Source organism: Streptomyces longwoodensis, assembly GCF_001514125.1.
Classification (GTDB): Bacteria; Actinomycetota; Actinomycetes; order Streptomycetales; family Streptomycetaceae; genus Streptomyces; species Streptomyces longwoodensis.
The window spans coordinates 174,381-190,535 of sequence record NZ_KQ948552.1 but is presented as its reverse complement, the minus strand read 5'-3'; the positions used below and the strand labels follow the sequence as shown (position 1 = coordinate 190,535).

16 protein-coding genes are annotated in these 16,155 nt (G+C 73.8%); 9 read left to right on the top strand and 7 right to left on the bottom strand.

What is annotated here, in order from left to right; translation table 11 throughout:
• Positions 1–5 precede the first annotated feature (5 nt).
• Entirely contained in the window at positions 6–407 is a 402-nt protein-coding gene (locus AQJ30_RS13335; RefSeq protein WP_079084003.1) for an STAS domain-containing protein, read from the bottom strand.
• Between the two features lie 108 nt (positions 408–515).
• Here AQJ30_RS13335 and AQJ30_RS13330 point away from each other — a divergent pair, with 108 nt between their 5' ends.
• Positions 516–848 carry a helix-turn-helix transcriptional regulator gene (locus tag AQJ30_RS13330; protein WP_067233555.1) on the top strand — a complete coding sequence of 111 codons (333 nt, stop codon included), beginning with the start codon at positions 516–518 and terminating at the stop codon, positions 846–848.
• Between the two features lie 19 nt (positions 849–867).
• On the opposite strand, the gene AQJ30_RS13325 is transcribed toward AQJ30_RS13330, so the two are convergent.
• On the bottom strand, positions 868–1,251 hold the full coding sequence (locus AQJ30_RS13325) for a hypothetical protein (protein WP_067233079.1): 384 nt from the start codon (positions 1,249–1,251) through the stop codon (positions 868–870).
• 112 nt (positions 1,252–1,363) lie between these two features.
• Between AQJ30_RS13325 and AQJ30_RS13320 the strand changes: the two genes are divergently transcribed.
• Positions 1,364–1,975 carry a flavodoxin family protein gene (locus AQJ30_RS13320; protein ID WP_067233077.1) on the top strand — a complete coding sequence of 204 codons (612 nt, stop codon included), beginning with the start codon at positions 1,364–1,366 and terminating at the stop codon, positions 1,973–1,975.
• Positions 1,976–2,119: 144 nt separating this feature from the next.
• Positions 2,120–3,421 (top strand): zinc-dependent alcohol dehydrogenase, encoded by a 1,302-nt coding sequence (locus tag AQJ30_RS13315; protein ID WP_067233076.1) that lies wholly within the window; start codon positions 2,120–2,122, stop codon positions 3,419–3,421.
• A gap of 131 nt (positions 3,422–3,552) precedes the next feature.
• Here AQJ30_RS13315 and AQJ30_RS13310 read toward each other — a convergent pair whose 3' ends face one another.
• Complete coding sequence (locus AQJ30_RS13310; protein WP_391879243.1) at positions 3,553–3,918, bottom strand: gas vesicle structural protein GvpA; 366 nt, start codon at positions 3,916–3,918, stop codon at positions 3,553–3,555.
• 310 nt (positions 3,919–4,228) lie between these two features.
• Positions 4,229–5,089, bottom strand: coding sequence for a GntR family transcriptional regulator (locus AQJ30_RS13305; protein WP_067233073.1), 861 nt, complete (start codon positions 5,087–5,089; stop codon positions 4,229–4,231).
• A 319-nt stretch (positions 5,090–5,408) separates the two neighbouring features.
• Between AQJ30_RS13305 and AQJ30_RS13300 the strand changes: the two genes are divergently transcribed.
• The 5 genes from AQJ30_RS13300 (at position 5,409) to AQJ30_RS13280 (ending at position 11,989) form a co-directional block, all read left to right on the top strand.
• On the top strand, positions 5,409–6,683 hold the full coding sequence (locus AQJ30_RS13300) for an extracellular solute-binding protein (RefSeq protein ID WP_067233071.1): 1,275 nt from the start codon (positions 5,409–5,411) through the stop codon (positions 6,681–6,683).
• Between the two features lie 72 nt (positions 6,684–6,755).
• Positions 6,756–7,736 carry a carbohydrate ABC transporter permease gene (locus AQJ30_RS13295; RefSeq protein WP_067233069.1) on the top strand — a complete coding sequence of 327 codons (981 nt, stop codon included), beginning with the start codon at positions 6,756–6,758 and terminating at the stop codon, positions 7,734–7,736.
• Positions 7,733–8,575, top strand: coding sequence for a carbohydrate ABC transporter permease (locus AQJ30_RS13290; RefSeq protein WP_067233068.1), 843 nt, complete (start codon positions 7,733–7,735; stop codon positions 8,573–8,575). The genes AQJ30_RS13295 and AQJ30_RS13290 overlap by 4 nt, the downstream gene beginning before the upstream one ends.
• 181 nt (positions 8,576–8,756) lie before the next feature.
• The gene (locus AQJ30_RS13285) at positions 8,757–10,418 is read left to right on the top strand and encodes a beta-N-acetylhexosaminidase (RefSeq protein WP_067233066.1); all 1,662 of its coding nucleotides are present in this window, start codon (positions 8,757–8,759) and stop codon (positions 10,416–10,418) included.
• Between the two features lie 110 nt (positions 10,419–10,528).
• Positions 10,529–11,989: a cellulose binding domain-containing protein gene (locus tag AQJ30_RS13280; protein WP_067233065.1), complete on the top strand. Its 1,461-nt coding sequence runs from the start codon at positions 10,529–10,531 to the stop codon at positions 11,987–11,989.
• Between the two features lie 83 nt (positions 11,990–12,072).
• Here AQJ30_RS13280 and AQJ30_RS13275 read toward each other — a convergent pair whose 3' ends face one another.
• Together AQJ30_RS13275 and AQJ30_RS13270 are read right to left on the bottom strand one after the other, a co-directional pair.
• Positions 12,073–12,597, bottom strand: a complete 525-nt coding sequence (locus tag AQJ30_RS13275) for a hypothetical protein (protein ID WP_245726913.1) — start codon at positions 12,595–12,597, stop codon at positions 12,073–12,075.
• A gap of 54 nt (positions 12,598–12,651) precedes the next feature.
• On the bottom strand, positions 12,652–13,611 hold the full coding sequence (locus AQJ30_RS13270; RefSeq protein WP_079084002.1) for a DMT family transporter: 960 nt from the start codon (positions 13,609–13,611) through the stop codon (positions 12,652–12,654).
• Positions 13,612–13,640: 29 nt separating this feature from the next.
• On the opposite strand from AQJ30_RS13270, the gene pdxR reads away from it, so the two are divergent.
• Complete coding sequence (gene pdxR, locus AQJ30_RS13265; RefSeq protein WP_079084047.1) at positions 13,641–15,260, top strand: MocR-like pyridoxine biosynthesis transcription factor PdxR; 1,620 nt, start codon at positions 13,641–13,643, stop codon at positions 15,258–15,260.
• Between the two features lie 44 nt (positions 15,261–15,304).
• On the opposite strand, the gene AQJ30_RS13260 is transcribed toward pdxR, so the two are convergent.
• Positions 15,305–16,153 (bottom strand): endo alpha-1,4 polygalactosaminidase, encoded by an 849-nt coding sequence (locus AQJ30_RS13260; RefSeq protein WP_067233063.1) that lies wholly within the window; start codon positions 16,151–16,153, stop codon positions 15,305–15,307.
• Between the last annotated feature and the right edge of the window lie 2 nt (positions 16,154–16,155).

Genomic DNA, 16,155 nt, shown 5'->3' with positions numbered 1-16,155 from the left:
GTCCGTCACGCCACGGCGTCGTCGACCGTGTCCCGGACGTCCAGGTAGCCGTCCACCCCGGTGATCTCGCAGATCTGCCGGACCTGCGCGGACGGCGCGGCCAGGCGCAGCCTGCCCGACCGGTGGGCGCGGATCAGCAGGGTCAGGAACGTCGAGTCGGCGAAGGTGACGCCGGAGGCGTCGAGGACGACCACGGGGTACTCCCGCGCCGCCCTGTCCAGCGCCCGCGCCAGGGGCGCGACCGAGTCCATGTCGTAGGCGCCGCCCGGGGCGATCACGCACGCCCCGCGCCGCTCGTACTGCGGCACGCCGGACCCGTCGGGTCCCTGTCCGCCGGTCCGCTCCAGCAGTGGCGTCCCGCCCGCGGGGTTCGTAAGGGTGGCCGCAGCGGCCTCGTCCCAGGGCACCGTCGGCTCCTCCCTGTGGCTCCCTCACGGGAGTGCCAGTCGTCGATTGCATGAAATCTATGTCATGTAAATCGATTCTTGCAAGGTTGGTCCCCTAGAATGCCGCTCATGGTTGGAGTGCCCGCACCACACACCGGATGGACCTTCATCACCAGCCACGCGCGCGTCCTGGCTGCGATCGCCGACAATCCGAACGTCCGCGTCCGTGACATCGCCGCGCGCTGCCGGCTCACCGAACGCGCCGTCGCGCGGATCATCGCCGACCTCGAACAGGACGGCTACCTCTCGCACACCCGCGAGGGGCGCACGAACACCTACCGCATCGACCCGGACAGGGTGCTCCGGCACCCGGCGGAGGCCGGGCTCACGGTGGCGTCGCTGCTCTCCCTGCTGGTACAGGACGAGTCCGAGCGCACCGGGACGCCGAGCGGCCAGGTCTGACGGGGCGCCCGTTCAGGCCTCAGGCCCGCACCGGTCGCCCCGGTCCCGCGGCCAGGCCCGCCACCGTCACGGCGGCCCAGCCCAGCGCGCTGACGACCGCCCCGGCCCGCCGCAGCCGACCCCGCAGCGCCCGGCCGAAGAAGAGCGCGTCCCCCACGTCCGAGGCGATCCGCACCGCACCGGCCGCGGTGAGGGCGGGCCCCTGCGGCGCGAGGACCATCGCCAGACCCACGGCCGCGTCGCGCCAGGCCATCGAGCGCAGCACCAGGGCGGTGTGCGGGGTGACTTCGCCGTACGCGTCGACCAGACCGGCGGGCCGGGCGAGCAGCGCCGGCCGGTACGCCGTCGCGATCCCGTAGGCGAAGGTCGCCGCTCCCTGGATTCGCAGTCGCGCGGTGCGCATCGCCGCCTCCTCCACCCGTCGGTCCGCCGAGCCCCGTCCCGCGCGAGTACCCGGCTTCGGCCGCCTGAGTGCACCGCGGGGACGGCGCGCCCCGACGGGGTACCCCTGGGGCATGAAGGCACTGGTGATCAACTGCACGCTCAAGAAGTCCCCCGAGCCCTCCAACACCGCCGCGCTGGCCCAGGTGGTCGGGGACTGGCTCACGGAGAACGGCGGCGTCGAGGTGGAACACGTCCGGGCCGTCGACCTGGACCTGCACCCCGGCGTGGTCAGCGAGGCCGTCGCCGCCGGGGACGACTGGCCGGCCGTCCACGACAAGCTGCTGGGCGCGCAGATCCTCGTGATCGCGTCCCCCACCTGGCTCGGCCGACCCTCCTCGGTGGCCCAGCGGGTCCTCGAACGCATGGACGCCATGCTCTCCGAGACGGACGACGACGGGGTCCCCGTCGCCTACAACCGCGTCGCCGGGGTCGTCGTCACCGGCAACGAGGACGGCGCGCACCACGTGATCAGCGAGATCAACGGCGCCCTGTGCGACCTCGGCTACACCATCCCCGGCCAGTCGTGGACCTACTGGCACCTCGGTCCCGGCCCGGGCCCGGACTACCTGGACGACCAGCGCGGCCACGACTGGGCCCACAAGACCGGCCGCGCGATGGCCGCCAACCTGTACGGCACCGCACGCGCGCTGGCCGCGAACCCGCTGGGCGCCCCGCCCTCCTGATCGTCCGCCCCGGGTCCTACGAAGCTCGGGGGCGGCCCCTCCGTTTCGGCCCGGTGCCCGGGGAAACCCCGGGAACGACCGCCGGGCCGGCCGGACCGCGCGGAGCGCCCCCGGCCGCCGGGACCCGCGAGACGGAGGGCCGGAATGAAAGCTGTCGTGTGGCACGGGCTGGGGGACATCCGCCTGGACGACGTGCCGGAACCGAAGATCCAGGACCCGTACGACGCGATCGTGCGCATCACGACGTCCGCGATCTGCGGCACCGACCTCCACTTCGTCCGCGGCACCATGCCCGGCATGCAGGAGGGCCGGATCCTCGGACACGAGGCGGTCGGCGTCGTAGAGGAGGTCGGGCCGGGGGTGCGCAACCTGCGTCCCGGTGACCGGGTGGTGGTGCCGTCCACCGTCGCCTGCGGCACGTGCAGCTACTGCCGTGCCGGTTACTACGCCCAGTGCGACAACGCCAACCCCGGCGGGTCGCGGGCCGGCACCGTCTTCTTCGGCGGCCCCGAGGCGGCCGGGGGCCTGGACGGGCTGCAGGCCGAATACGCCCGCGTCCCGTACGCCCACGTCGGGCTGGTCCCGCTGCCCGACACCGTCGACGACGCCCAGGCCATCCTGCTGTCGGACATCTACCCCACCGCATGGTTCGGGGCGCGGCTGGCGGAGATCGGCGCGGGCGACACCGTGGCGATCCTCGGCGCCGGTCCGATCGGACAGGCCGCCATCGCCTGCGCCCGTCTCCAGGGCGCCGGACGGATCATCGTCGTCGACGGCGTGGGGGACCGGCTGGAGCTGGCCCGTGACCAGCACGCCGAGACGGTCGACTTCAACGCCGAGGACCCGGTCGAAGCCGTTCTGGAGTTGACCGACGGCATCGGGGCGGACCGGGTGATCGATGCCGTGGGCGTGGACGCGCAGCGCCCGTCCCGCGGGCCCGCCGCCGATACCCTGCGCGACCAGGGCGAGCAGTTCGATCACGAACGGGACGAGGCGGCCCCGGAGAACAACCCGAACGGCCGGACGTGGGTACCCGGCGACGCCCCCACGCTGGCGGCCCGCTGGGCCGTGCAGATGGTGGCGAAGGCCGGCACCGTCGGCACCGTGGGCGTCTACCCGCCGCAGGTGCAGCACTACCCGTTCGGCGAGGCGTTCATGAAGAACCTCACGCTCAAGATGGGCAACTGCAACCACCGCCGCTACGTGCCCGACCTGGTCTCCCTCGTGGCTTCGGGCCGACTCGACCCGACGCCGCTGATCACCCGTTGGGTCGGGACCGGGGACGCCCTGGACGCGTACCGGAACTTCGACCGCCGCGAATCCGGCTGGACGAAGGTCGCCCTCGGTGTCGCGGACGGCGGTTCCGTGGCACCCGGCATGGGCGAAGCGGCCGGGACGGGAGCGGCGACCACGGCGGGTGTGCAAGGCGGCACGCAGTCCGAGTAGGCCCGACCGGACGGGAGCGAGCCCGTCCTTCCCTCCCGGCCGGGGGACCCCGGCGGGGGAGCGGTGGAAGGACGGGCTCGCCGGCGGTCGGGGCCCTGGGGGTCAGGGCCTTGGCGGGCCGGCCGGTGGTGCTACGAGGAGCTCTTCTCCTCGCGCGCCTGGTGGAACGCGTCCGAGATCGTCTGCGCGGCGCCGGAGAGGGCTCCCTTGGTCTTGCCCCGGGCACCGCCCTCCATCAGCTTCTCCGGCAGTTCGGTCAGGCCGGCCGGCTTGCGCGGGCCCGCTTCGAGGTCGAGGCGGTTGCACGCCTCGGCGAAACGCAGGTACGTGTCGACGCTGGCGACCACGATCCGTATGTCGATCTTGAGGATCTCGATGCCCACCAGGGAGACCCGCACGAACGCGTCGATCACCAGACCCCGGTCGAGGATCAGTTCCAGGACGTCGTAGAGGCCGCTGGAGCCCCCGCCGCCGCCCTGCTGCCGTGCCACGGTCACTTCGATCAGCCTCCTGCCGTCGAGTCAGCCACCCTGTAGGGGCGGCTTCCCTCGGACGGCGGGTATATCCGTCTCGCACGGGATCGACCCGGGGCGGTCCGGCCCGACCGGGCAGGTGGCGGCGGTGCCCCGGGCGTCCCGAGGGGCCCGTCCGCCTGGTGCGGGGGCGGGGCTCCGCTGTGCTGGACCTGCCCGGGTGAGCCCGGTCCGCGCGGCGCCCCGCACCAGCCGCTGCCACCCCTGGACGCCCCGGAGCGGACCCGTCCGTCCGGCTGCCGCTACGCCCGAGCTGACCCGCCCGCGGCCGCCGCTACCCCTGGACGTCCCCGAGTGTCGAGGCCGTGACCGGCGCGCCGTCGGCGAAGTCTCCCGGGGGGATGCCGGGGTGGTGCCCGGCGGACGGCCCGGCGGGCTCCGCGTCCGCGGTCAGCCGCAGGCGGGAGACGATGCGGTAGCGGTCCCCGCGGTACAGCGAGTGGACGTACTCGACGGGCCGGCCCGTGGAGTCGGTGGTGAGGCGTTCGAAGAGGAGGGCCGGGAAGAGCTCGGGCACGTCCAGCACCTCCGCCTCCGCACGGGTGACCACCGTCGGCTCGATCGCCTGGGTCGCCTCGCTCACGTGCACGCCGTGGTGGGTGCGCAGGTGCTGGTAGAGATCGCCCTGCTCCAGTTCGCGGGCGGTGAGGCCGGGTACGGTGGCGGCCGGGATGTGCAGGTGCTCGATGGCGATGGGGGCACCGTCGACCAGCCGCAGCCGGGCCACGTAGAAGATCTCGGCGGCGGGGGAGAGGCGCAGTTTGCGGCCCACCCGGGCGCCCGCCGGCATCGTGGTGAACTCCAGCAGCCGGCTCGTCCAGGTCCCCGAGGCCTGCGGCACGCTGAGCGACTGCCGGTCCTGCACGAGCTCCTGGGTGATCTTCTCCGGCGCCACGAAGACACCCCGGCCGTGCTCGCGCACCAGGACGCCCGCGGTGACCAGTTCGTCGACCGCGGCCCGCAACGTCGGCCGTGACACGCCGAGTTGGGCGCACAGGGTCCGCTCGGAAGGGATGGCGTCCCCCGGGCTGCGCTCCTCCGCCATGGTCAGCACCGCGTCACGGACCCGCTCCCGCTTGAGGACCCCGCCCGTCGTCCGCGCCGCCGCGCCCGCCCCTGGTTCGTTCTCGGCCATCCGCACCGTCCCCTTCCCCCGCCCGTCCCGCGCCCATGCCGTGCGGGTGCATCTGACCAGCTTCCGTGATGCGACCACAAGAGACCACTGGTAAAGCACCAGTTTACGGCGGAGGTGCCCCGGTGTGCCGGACGTTCTGCTCCCGGACGCCCTAAATCCCGTGCCCGCGAGGGGGGTTGACGGCCACATTGGTCCATGCCATTTTCTTCCACCACCAACAGGTTACTTGTCCAGTGGCGGCCAGTGAGGCAACTGGTCAAGTCTCCGGGGCGTCGTTCCCCCTGCCCCGCGCCATCCCTGAGCGTCTTCGAGGTGAACCGTGAAGTTCCGCCTGCTCGCCGGTGCGTCGTCCTCCCTCCTCCTGCTGACCACCCTCCTCACCGCCTGCTCCTCCGGCTCCGGCTCCGGCGGGAGCGACGGCGACGGCGACTCCGAACTGACCGTCTGGCTCATGCGGGACAGCGTCTCCGCCGCCTTCCAGAAGGAGTTCACCGACGCCTTCACCGCCGCGCACCCCGACATCCACCTGACGGTGCAGATCCAGGAGTGGGACGGCATCGGCCAGAAGGTCACCGCCGCCCTGGCGAGCAACGACGCCCCCGACGTCATCGAGGTCGGCAACACCCAGGTCGCCCAGTACGCCCAGAGCGGGGGACTGGTCGACCTCACCGGCAAGAAGGCCGACCTCGGCGGCGGCACCTGGCTCAAGGGGCTCGCCGAGCCAGGCGCCTGGGAGGGCAAGCAGTACGGCATCCCCTACTACGCCGCCAACCGCGTCGTCGTCTACCGCAAGGACCTCTTCCAGCGGGCCGGCGTCGACCCCGCCGCCATCAGGACCCGGCAGCAGTGGATCACCGCCACCCGCAAGCTCAACACCGGGGACCAGCAGGGCATCTACCTCACCGGGCAGACCTGGTACGCCCTGGCCGGGTTCATCTGGGACGAGGGCGGCGACCTCGCAGTCCGGGACGGCGGCACGTGGAAGGGCGCCCTGGACACCCCCGAGGCGCTGGCCGGCATGCGGTTCTACAAGGAGCTCCAAGCGCTCGGCAAGGGACCGAAGGACGCGGACGAGGCCAACCCGCCGCAGGCCGAGGTCATGGCCGGGGGCAAGGTCGCCCAGATCATCTCCGTCCCCGGCGGCGCGAACGTCATCGCCCAGCACAATCCCCGGCTGAAGGGGAAGCTCGGCTTCTTCCCCGTCCCGGGCAAGACGGCGGACAAGCCCGGCGCGGTCTTCACCGGCGGCTCCGACCTCGTCGTCCCGGCCGCCTCGCGGCACCAGGACGCCGCCTACACCTTCATCAAGGAACTCACCGGCGACACCTGGCAGAAGAAGCTGGCCCTCGCCATGAGCTACGTGCCGAACAAGACCTCCCTCGCTTCCGCCGTCGCCTCCGACCCCGGCGCGGCCACCATGGCCGTCGGCGCCGCCGAGGGCCGCGCCACGCCCAACACGCCCGGCTGGGCGGCCGTCGAGGCGGAGAACCCGATCAAGGACTACATGACGGCCGCGCTCACCGGCCGGGACATGCGGCAGGCGGCCGCCAAGGCCTCCGCGGAGATCACCCGGGCGATGAACACCGCGTCGTGACCCGGCGCCCGCGCCGCCGCGCCCCGTCACCCCGCCCCGCCGTCCCCCACGCCCCGTACGAGAGGAGGAGCCGTGCCGACCACCGAGGAACGGACCCGGCCGCGGTCCCGGCCGGCCCCGGCCCCCGCCCCGGCGTCCCGCCGCCGTGACGGTGGCCGCGCCCACGGCCGCTCCGGACCCTGGCCCTACCTGCTGGTCGCGCCGACCGTCCTCGGCATGGCCTACCTGCTGCTCTACCCGCTCGCCCGGGCCGTCCTGATCTCCTTCCAGGACTTCCGGCTGCGCCAACTCATCTCCGGGGACGCGCACTTCGTCGGCCTGGCGAACTACCGGGCCCTGCTCACCGACCCGCGGTTCTGGACGGTCGTACGCCGCACCTTCCTGTTCATGGCGGTCAACGTCGTCCTGATCATGGTGATCGCGCTGCTCGTCGCGCTGATGACCGAACGGCTCGGCCGGGTGTGGCGCGGCCTCGTCCTCAGCTCGCTCGTCCTCGCCTGGGCGATGCCGGTCGTCGCGGCGACCACCGTCTTCCAGTGGCTGTTCCACTCCGAGTTCGGCATCGTCAACTGGACGCTGACCTCGCTCGGCGCCCACTCCTTCGAGCGCTACCCGTGGTTCGCCCACGGCACGGCCGCCTTCGTCATCCTCGTCGTGCTGGTGGTGTGGCAGTCCGTACCGTTCGCCGCCATCACCCTCTACTCCGCGCTCACCACCGTCCCCGCCGAACTCCAGGAGTCGGCGCGCCTCGACGGAGCCGGCGCCTTCAGGATCCTGCGCTCGGTCACCCTCCCGCTGATCCGCCCCATCGTGATGCTGGTGCTGTGCCTCGAAGTCATCTGGACGTTCAAGGCGTTCGTGCAGATCTGGGTGATGACGAAGGGCGGCCCCGGCGACGCCACCACCATCCTGCCCGTCTACGCCGTGCAGACCGCCCTCTCCCAGCAGCGCTACGACCTCGGCTCGGCGGCCTCGATGATCACGGTGGTCCTGATGTCGGGCGTGCTCGTCCTGTACTTCCGCCAGATGTTCCGACAGGAGGACGAGCGGTGAGCAGCTTCCGTCCGTCGAGGCTGCGGCGGCTCCCGCTGCACGCCGGCGCCGCCCTGACCGTGCTGGTCTGCCTCTTCCCCGTGTACTGGATGATCACGACCGCGCTCAAGCCGTCCCGTGACATCCAGTCGTCGGAGCCGCACCTCGTGCCGCACGCCTGGACGTTGGAGCACTTCCGGACCGCCGTGGACGCACCGGGCTTCGCCCAGTTCTGGCGCAACAGCCTGCTGGTCACCGCCGGTGCCGTGCTGCTGTCCCTCGTCGTCGCCCTCGCCGCGGCCTTCGCCGTCGCCCGGATGCGCTGGCGGGGCCGCCGGCAGTTCGTGCTCGCCGTCTTCATCGCCCAGATGGCGCCGTGGGAGTCACTGATCATCCCGGTCTACATCATCGCCCGCGACACCGACATGCTGGACCGGCTGACCACGCTGACGCTGGTCTACTTCATGATCACCCTGCCCTTCACCGTGATCGTGCTGCGCGGGTTCATCGCCACCATCCCGCCCGAACTGGAGGAGGCGGCACAGGTCGACGGCTGCACCCGGCCGGGCGCGTTCCGCCGTGTGGCGCTGCCGCTGCTCGCCCCGGGCCTGATGGCCACCTCGCTGTTCGGCTTCATCACCGCCTGGAACGAGTTCGCCTACGCCAACTTCCTCATCATCAAGAACCAGGACCAGCGCACCCTGCCCGTCTGGCTGTCGTCCTTCCAGAACACCTTCGGCACCGACTGGGGCGCCACCATGGCCGCCTCCACCCTCTTCGCGCTCCCCGCCCTCGCCGTCTTCCTCCTCCTCCAGCGCCACGTCACGTCAGGACTCGCCTCGGGCGCGGTCAAGGGCTGAACCCGCACCGCGCGTGGCGGCCGGGGGCCTTGCACCCGCGCTCACCGCCCGCACCCGCGCTCACCGCCCGCACCCGCGCTCACCGGCCGCCCCCGCGCTCAGCCCCCCCCCCGGCGCTCACCCACCGCCCGCGCGCCCCGCCCGCCGTCCCCCCGGCGCCCCTCCCGGAAGGCCAACCCCCGTGCCCGCACCCCGCCGCGACCAGGCCCTGCTGCCCCGGCCCACCCGAGTCTCCCTGCGCTCCGGCCACTTCACGTTCGACGCGACCACCGCCCTGCACGCCACCCCCGGCGCCGAGGCCGCCGCCGACCTGCTGCGCGACCTGCTGAGGCCCGCCACCGGCCTGCCCTTACCGCCCTCGCCGTCCGGGACCGTCACCCTCGCCGTCGACGCCGGACTGCGCGGACTCGGCCCCGAGGGGTACGGCCTGACCGTCTCCCCGCACTCCGTCCTGCTCCGCGCCGCCCACCCGACCGGGCTGCTGCGCGGGGTGCAGACCCTGCGCCAACTCCTGCCGGAGGAAGCCCTGGTGCCGGTGACCGGCGGCCGGCCCGCGCCCGCGACGGAAGGAGGGCTACAGGGAGGGCGAGGGCGAGAGGGGGAACGAGGCCGCGTACGGGCCCACCCGGCCCGCTGGGACTTGCCCTGCACCGAGATCACCGACGTCCCGCACCGCTCCTGGCGCGGCCTGATGATCGACGTCGCGCGCCACTTCCACCCCGTCGACACCCTGCGCCGCCACGTCGACCTGCTCGCCCTGCACAAGCTGAACGTCCTGCACCTGCACCTCACCGACGACCAGGGCTGGCGGATGCCCGTCGCCGCCTACCCCCGCCTCACCACGGTCGGCGCCCACCGCGCCGGCCCGGACACCGCGGCTCCCCCCGGCACCTCGCGCCGCGGCCCCGTCCCGCACGCCGGTGCCTACACCCGCGCCGACCTCACCGGGCTGGTGGACTACGCCGCGCGCCGGGGCGTCACCGTCGTCCCCGAGATAGAGATGCCCGGCCACGTGCGCGCCGCCCTCGCCGCCTACCCGCACCTCGGCAACCGTCCTGACCGCGTCCTGGACGTGTGGACCCGCTGGGGGGTGTGCGACACCGTGCTCGGCGTCCACGACGCCGTACTGGACTTCGTGCGCGCCGTACTCGACGAGGTGATGGACGTCTTCCCCTCGCCGTACGTGCACCTCGGCGGTGACGAGTGCCCCACCACCGAGTGGCAGCACAGCCCCACCGCACGCGCGCGGATCGCGGCGGAGGGCCTGTCCGGGCCGGCCGACCTGCACGGCTGGCTCCTCGGACGGGCCGGTGCGCACCTCAGGGAGCGCGGCCGCCACCCCGTCGCGTGGGCCGAGACCGGCACCGTCCTCCCGCCGGGCTTCACCGCGATGAGCTGGCGGGCGACCGCGCACGCGGCCGAGGCCCTGGCCGGGGGGCACGACGTCGTCCTCACCCACCACCGCACCACCTACCTGGACTACGCGCAGGACGACGAGCCCGGCGGCCCGCCCGTCCAGCCCGGACCCGTCGTCGACCTGCGCACCGTCCACCGCGGCGACCCCGACCCCAGGACGTCCGCGCCCGGGGCGGGACGCGTCCTCGGCACCCAGGCCCAGCTGTGGACCGAGTTCGCCCCGACCGCCGCCGACCTCGACCGACTCGCCTACCCCCGGCTGTGCGCCCTCGCCGACCGGGCCTGGTCGGGGCCCACGCCCTGGCCCGACTTCACCCGCCGGCTGACCGCGCACACGCGACGGCTGGACGCGCTCGGCGTCCGCCGCCATCCCACACCCGCGGCGCCGTCGGAGGCCACCGCGGCCCGCACAGCACCCTCCCCCTGACGTCTCCCGACATCCCCTGGACGGGAGCACATCCGGACGGAACCACCCACCCCGGATGTGATCCCCCGTCCGACCCCACTGGATGACCCCACCACGGAGAGGACCCGACCGTGACCCGTCACGACCACCACCCGGCGGCCCAGCCCCGCCGCACCACCCGGCTGCGCGCCCTCCTCGCGACGGCCGCCGTCACCGCGCTGGGTGCGGCCGCCCTCGCGGCCCTGCCCGCCACCGCCAACGCGGCGGGCGGCCTGACGGTGCAGTACCGCACCAGCGCCACCGGCGCCACGGCCGACCAGAGCGAGCCCTGGTTCAAGGTGAAGAACACCGCCACCACCGCGCTGCCGCTCAGCGAGGTCAAGCTGCGGTACTACTTCAAGGCCGACGCGCCCGGCGCGACGTACCGCTTCGCCTGCTCCTGGGCGGCCAAGGGCTGCGCCAACATCACCGGCACCTTCGGCACCCTGACCGCTCCCACCGCCACCGCGAACCGCTACCTGGAGGTCGGCTTCACCTCCGGCGCGGGCTCCCTGGCGCCCGGCACCGACACCGGCGACATGCAGCTGCGGTTCTACCAGTCCACCTGGCAGCCGCTGCGGCAGAGCGACGACTACTCCTTCGACGCGAGCCGGACCGCGTACGCCGACTGGACGAAGGTCACCGCGACCCGCGCCGGCAGCCTGGTCTGGGGCACGGCCCCGGCCGGCAACACCCCGACCGACCCGCCGACCACCCCGCCGCCCACCACACCCCCGCCCGGCGGATCCGGCACGCTGTGGGACGACTTCAGCTACACGTCGTACGCCGACCCGAAGATCTCCGCCAACGGCTGGTCCGTACGCTCCAACTCCGGCGGCCCCGGCGTGCCCGGCGCCACCTGGGACCCCTCCAACGTCACCTTCGCCACCAGCGCGGGCAACACCGTCATGACGCTGGAGACCTCGACGGCGGGCACGGCCGGCACCACCGAGCAGGCCGAAGTCCTCACCAAGGCCACCAAGTTCCAGAACGGCACCTACGCCGCCCGCGTCCGCTTCAACGACGCCCCGCGCTCCGGCCCCGACGGCGACCACCTCGTCCAGACCTTCTTCACCATCAACGACCTCAAGGCGCCGATGGCCGACGACTACGCCGAGTACGACTTCGAGTACCTCCCCAACGGCGGCTGGGGCGAGCCGTCGAACATCCTCTACACGACGTCCTGGGAGACCTACAACCCCGACCCCTGGCAGGCGGTCAACCAGCACACCGAGGCCCGGCAGAGCTACGCCGGCTGGCACGACCTGGTCCTCACCATCGACGGCTCGTCCATCACGTACTTCATCGACGGGCAGCTGTTCGGCACCCACGACGCCGCCTACCTGCCCGAACGCCCCATGTCCATCAACTTCAACCAGTGGCTGATCGACCTCACCGGCCAGACGTCGACCACCCCGCGGGCCTACGAGCAGCAGGTCGACTACGTCCTCCACGTCAAGGACCAGGTCCTGACCCCCGCCCAGGTCAACGCCAAGGTCGCGGCGTACAGGTCGACGGGGACGGCGTTCGAGGACACGGTGCCGGCGGCCTGACGGAGCCGACGTCCTGACGGGGGGCAGATCACCACCCGGGGCGGGCGTGCGACGACCACGCCCGCCTCCGGCGCACGGCCCCCTCAGTGACCGGCCAGCAGCTTCACCGCGACCACGACCAGCCCGATGAGCGTGTTCAGGGCCGCGGTGACGGCGGCGCGCAGCGGGCCCGAGCCGATGCGCCGGCCCCCGAGGTACCCCCAGGCCGCCAGCGCCGCGACCTCGGTGCCGATCGCGACCCACAGGGCCGTGCGCAGCGCGAGCACCCCGGCCGCGGACAGGCTGATGAGCACGATCGGTCCGACGGCCACGGACAGCAGGGGACTGCTGGTGAACAGCACGTGCCGCACGTCGTCGCGGTGGAGGCGGCGCCCGTGGGCGACGGGCCGGGCCTGGAGGTCGGCCACGAGCGTCGCGGACCACAGGCCGAGCGCGGTCACGGCGACCGCCAGGACGGCCCCGGTGTGGTCGACGTGCCGTCCCTCGACCAGGCCGATGAGGACCGCCAGCACGGTGAGGGAGGCGTAGATGCGTTCCTTGAGCCGCTCGCTCAGCACCGACGCGGGTTCCTCGGACACGGACTCGGCGCCCGGCTCCCTCTCGCTCACATCGACTCCCTCGTCGTGATCACCGCCAGTCACGATAGGCGGGAGCGCGGGAGGTCAGCGCCGGGTCGGTGCCGTGGAGGGCGCGTCGGCGGGCGGTGCCTGGACGGAGGGCGCGTCGACCGACACCACATCGATGCCAGGGGCACGACGCGTCCACAGCCCCCCGACCACCCCCCCGATCACCACCGCGATCCCCAGCCACACCGTCGCGCCCGGCACCCCCGTCCCCGCCACCGTCCCCGCCCCTGCCGCCGCGAGCGGGGCGAGGCCCGTGAGCAGGCCCGCGCGGCCGGCGCCGACCGTGCGTACGGTCGAGTACCAGAGCACGAAGGCGACCGCCGTGACCAGCAGCGCCAGGTAGCCCACGGCCGCCCACTGCGTGCCCGTCAACTCCCGTGCGGCCGTGGGGCCTTCGTACGTCACGCCGAGCACGGCGAACAGCACCGCGGCCAGCCACGACGCGTGCACCGACACCCCCCACGGCGTGTGCCGGCCGAGCACCGGCACCGCCAGCAGCGTGAACGCCGCCTCGCAGCCCAGGGCCAGCGCCGCCCAGCCCACCCCTGCCGCGTCCGTACGGCCCGTGCCCTCCACCAGCACCGCGCCCGCCACCACCACGGGCGCCGCCAGCAGCACCTGCCGGCTCGGGGAACGCCGTTCCAGCAGCGGGCCGAGGACCCCGAGGACCACCGGCACCGACGCCACCGCGACCGCGATCACCGCGGGCTCCGCGTGCGCGACCCCCCGCACCACGGCGACGTTGAACAGCACCAGCCCCGTCACCGCGAGCCCGGTCAGCCACAGCCACTCCCGGCCGCGCGGCCGGACCGGGCGGGCACCGGCGAGCCGGGCGAGGAGCAGCAGGATCAGGGTCGCGGCCGCGTAGCGGACGGCCTGGGCGGTGAACAGCGGGGCGTCGACGAGCGCGTGCGAGACGCCGACGCTGCTGCCGACCAGCACCATCCCGACCATGCCGGGGACCAGGGGTGCGAAGGAAGCGGAAGGGGTGTCCATGCCTCCACCCTGGCTCCACAATGGACGCCATGGGCAGGTCCAGAGAGTCGTCGGTCGAGGGGTCCAAAACCGCCGTGCCGGACGCGACGGTGAGACCGGCCGGTGCGGCCGCCGGGGCCGGCGGCCGTCCGGCACGGCCCGGCGCCGCCCTCGGCTCCGACTTCCTCCAGCTCGACATCGCCGACGCACCCCCGGGCGGGCTGACCGCCTGGCTCGCCGACCGGCTGCGGTCGGCCATCGCCGACGGCCGGCTGCCGGTCGGGACGCGGCTCCCCGCCAGCCGCGTCCTCGCCGAGGAGCTCCGGGTCACCCGGGGCGTGGTCACCGAGGCGTACCGGCGCCTGTCCGAGTCCGGCCAGATCGCCGGCCGGGGCAGGGGCGGCACGGTGGTCGTCGCCGCCCCGGCGCGCCCGGTTCCTCCCGCGACCGAGGGGGGCGATGCCGGGCAGGTGGGACGGTCGGAGGCCGAGGGAGCCGTGGCGGGTGGCGCCTTCTTCACCGCCCCGCCCCACCGCGACGGCCTCGTCGACGCCCTGCGCGGCCTGCCCTGCCGGATCGACCTCTCCCCGGGCGTGCCCGACCTCGCCGCCTTCCCCCGTACCGCCTGGCTGCGCGCCGAACGCGCCGTCCTCGCCGCCGCCACCCCGGCCGACTTCGGCTACGGCAGCCCCCAGGGCGCGCCCGCGCTGCGGCGGGCCGTCGTCGGCTGGCTGGCCCGCAACCGCGGCATCCGCGCCGACCCGGACGAGGTCGTGGTGGTCGCCGGGGTGGCGCAGGCCCTGGGGCTGCTCGCCCAGCTGCTGCGCGCCGACGGCGTCGACCGCGTCGCCGTCGAGGACCCCGGCTCGCTCGGCGCGCGCCAGCAGCTGGAGTACGGCGGCCTCACGACCGTCCCCGTCCCCGTGGACGCCGGCGGCCTCGACGTCGACGCGCTGCGGGCCGGCGGCGCCCGCGCGGTGCTCATGACCCCGGCGCACCAGTTCCCCACCGGAGTGGTCCTCGACGGCGAACGCCGGCGCGAGCTGCTGCGCTGGGCGGCCGGGGGCGGCGTCGTGATCGAGGACGACTACGACGCCGAGCACCGCTACGACCGGCCCCCCGTGCCCGCGCTGCGCTCCCTCCTGCCCGACGCGGTCTGCTACGCGGGCAGCATCTCCAAGCTGCTCGCCCCCGCGCTGCGCGTCGGCTGGCTCCTGGTCCCGCCCCACCTGCGCGACGCCCTGGTCACCGCCAAGCGGTACGCCGACCTCGGCAACGGCGTCCTCACCCAACTGGTCCTGGCCCGGCTGATGGACTCGGGCGAGCTCGAACGGCACCTGCGCCACGTCCGGCGCCGCCACCGCAGGCGCCGGGACGTGATGCTCCGGGCCGTCGAGGCGCACCTGCCCGGCGCCCGCGTCCACGGCGCGGCCGCCGGCCTGCACCTCCTGGTCACCTTCGCCGACGGACCCGGCAGCCGCGTCCCCGACACCGCCCTCGCCGCGGCCGCGCTCGCCCGGGGCGTGAAGGCCCACCCCCTGTCCTGGCACCGCCTCACCCCCGGCCCGCCCGGCCTGGTCCTCGGCTACGCGGCGGGCGCGGCCCACGAGATCGAGGAGGGCATCACCCTCATCGGCGAGGCGCTGCGCGCACTGCCCGCGGCCGCCTGACACGGCCGCCGCCTGCCCACCACGGGCGGGCGGAGGGACTCACCTCAGCAGGTCCGGAACGTGTGACCACCGGCTCCGCGAGGGGCGACGTCCAGGTCGCGCTGGACGATGCCGAGGCGAGCGCCGAAGCCCGCGCAGGCCCGGCTGAAGCCGCGATCGCTGTACTCGATCACGAAGACGCGGTCCGCGTAAGCCTTGGCGTAGTCGCCGCACTCGTCGTACGCGCCGCATTCCTCGGCGACGGCGAAGTCGAAGCCGATCTTGGTGCTGTCCGGCAGCATGTCGACGGTGTTCTTCTGTCCGACGGCGAGCCCCGCGGAGTGGGCCCGGGTGGCCAGGAGCTTGGCGAAGGCCGCGTTGTCCGCCTTGGTCAGGCGACCGCCCGAACGCTCGTAGGAGTCGAGGTTGTCCGGCTCCACGGCTTGGAAACCGCTCTTGGCGCAGCCGTCCACCCACGCGCCGACGACGTCGGCGAGCCGGGAGCGCTTGTCCGCCGTCGACGTGTCCAGAAGGGCCTCGTCCCAGTCCTCGTCGATCACCGGACGCTTGTTCTTGTCGAGCAGGACCAGGTCGGGGTGGTTCTTCTGCCACCAGCCGAGCGCGTCGGGCTGCGCCTGGAACGCGTTGACGTAACAGACGTTGTACAGGCCGCCGACGGGCCGGGCGGACCGGTCGCGCGACACGGCGGTCACCCCCTTCCCGGGGGTGTACGGGCCGCCGATCTGATAGTCGAACGCCGCGTTGGCCGTGGGAGGCACCACCTTCGGCGCGGGAGCGGCCGCGAAGACGTGGGAGAGGGTCACGCCCACTCCCAGGGCGGTGACGGCGCCGACCACCCCGGCAACGGCGGTGCTCCTACGGCGGAGGAAAGGTACAGCGGCATGGTTCGGCACAC

Excerpts from the sequence above, each read along its gene's own strand:
- AQJ30_RS13325 (WP_067233079.1), bottom strand. The coding sequence starts at position 1,251 with ATGCGCACCGCGCGACTGCGAATCCAGGGAGCGGCGACCTTCGCCTAC.
- AQJ30_RS13305 (WP_067233073.1), bottom strand. The coding sequence starts at position 5,089 with ATGGCCGAGAACGAACCAGGGGCGGGCGCGGCGGCGCGGACGACGGGC.
- AQJ30_RS13320 (WP_067233077.1), top strand. The coding sequence starts at position 1,364 with ATGAAGGCACTGGTGATCAACTGCACGCTCAAGAAGTCCCCCGAGCCC.
- pdxR (WP_079084047.1), top strand. The coding sequence starts at position 13,641 with ATGGGCAGGTCCAGAGAGTCGTCGGTCGAGGGGTCCAAAACCGCCGTG.
- AQJ30_RS13330 (WP_067233555.1), top strand. The coding sequence starts at position 516 with ATGGTTGGAGTGCCCGCACCACACACCGGATGGACCTTCATCACCAGC.
- AQJ30_RS13270 (WP_079084002.1), bottom strand. The coding sequence starts at position 13,611 with ATGGACACCCCTTCCGCTTCCTTCGCACCCCTGGTCCCCGGCATGGTC.
- AQJ30_RS13315 (WP_067233076.1), top strand. The coding sequence starts at position 2,120 with ATGAAAGCTGTCGTGTGGCACGGGCTGGGGGACATCCGCCTGGACGAC.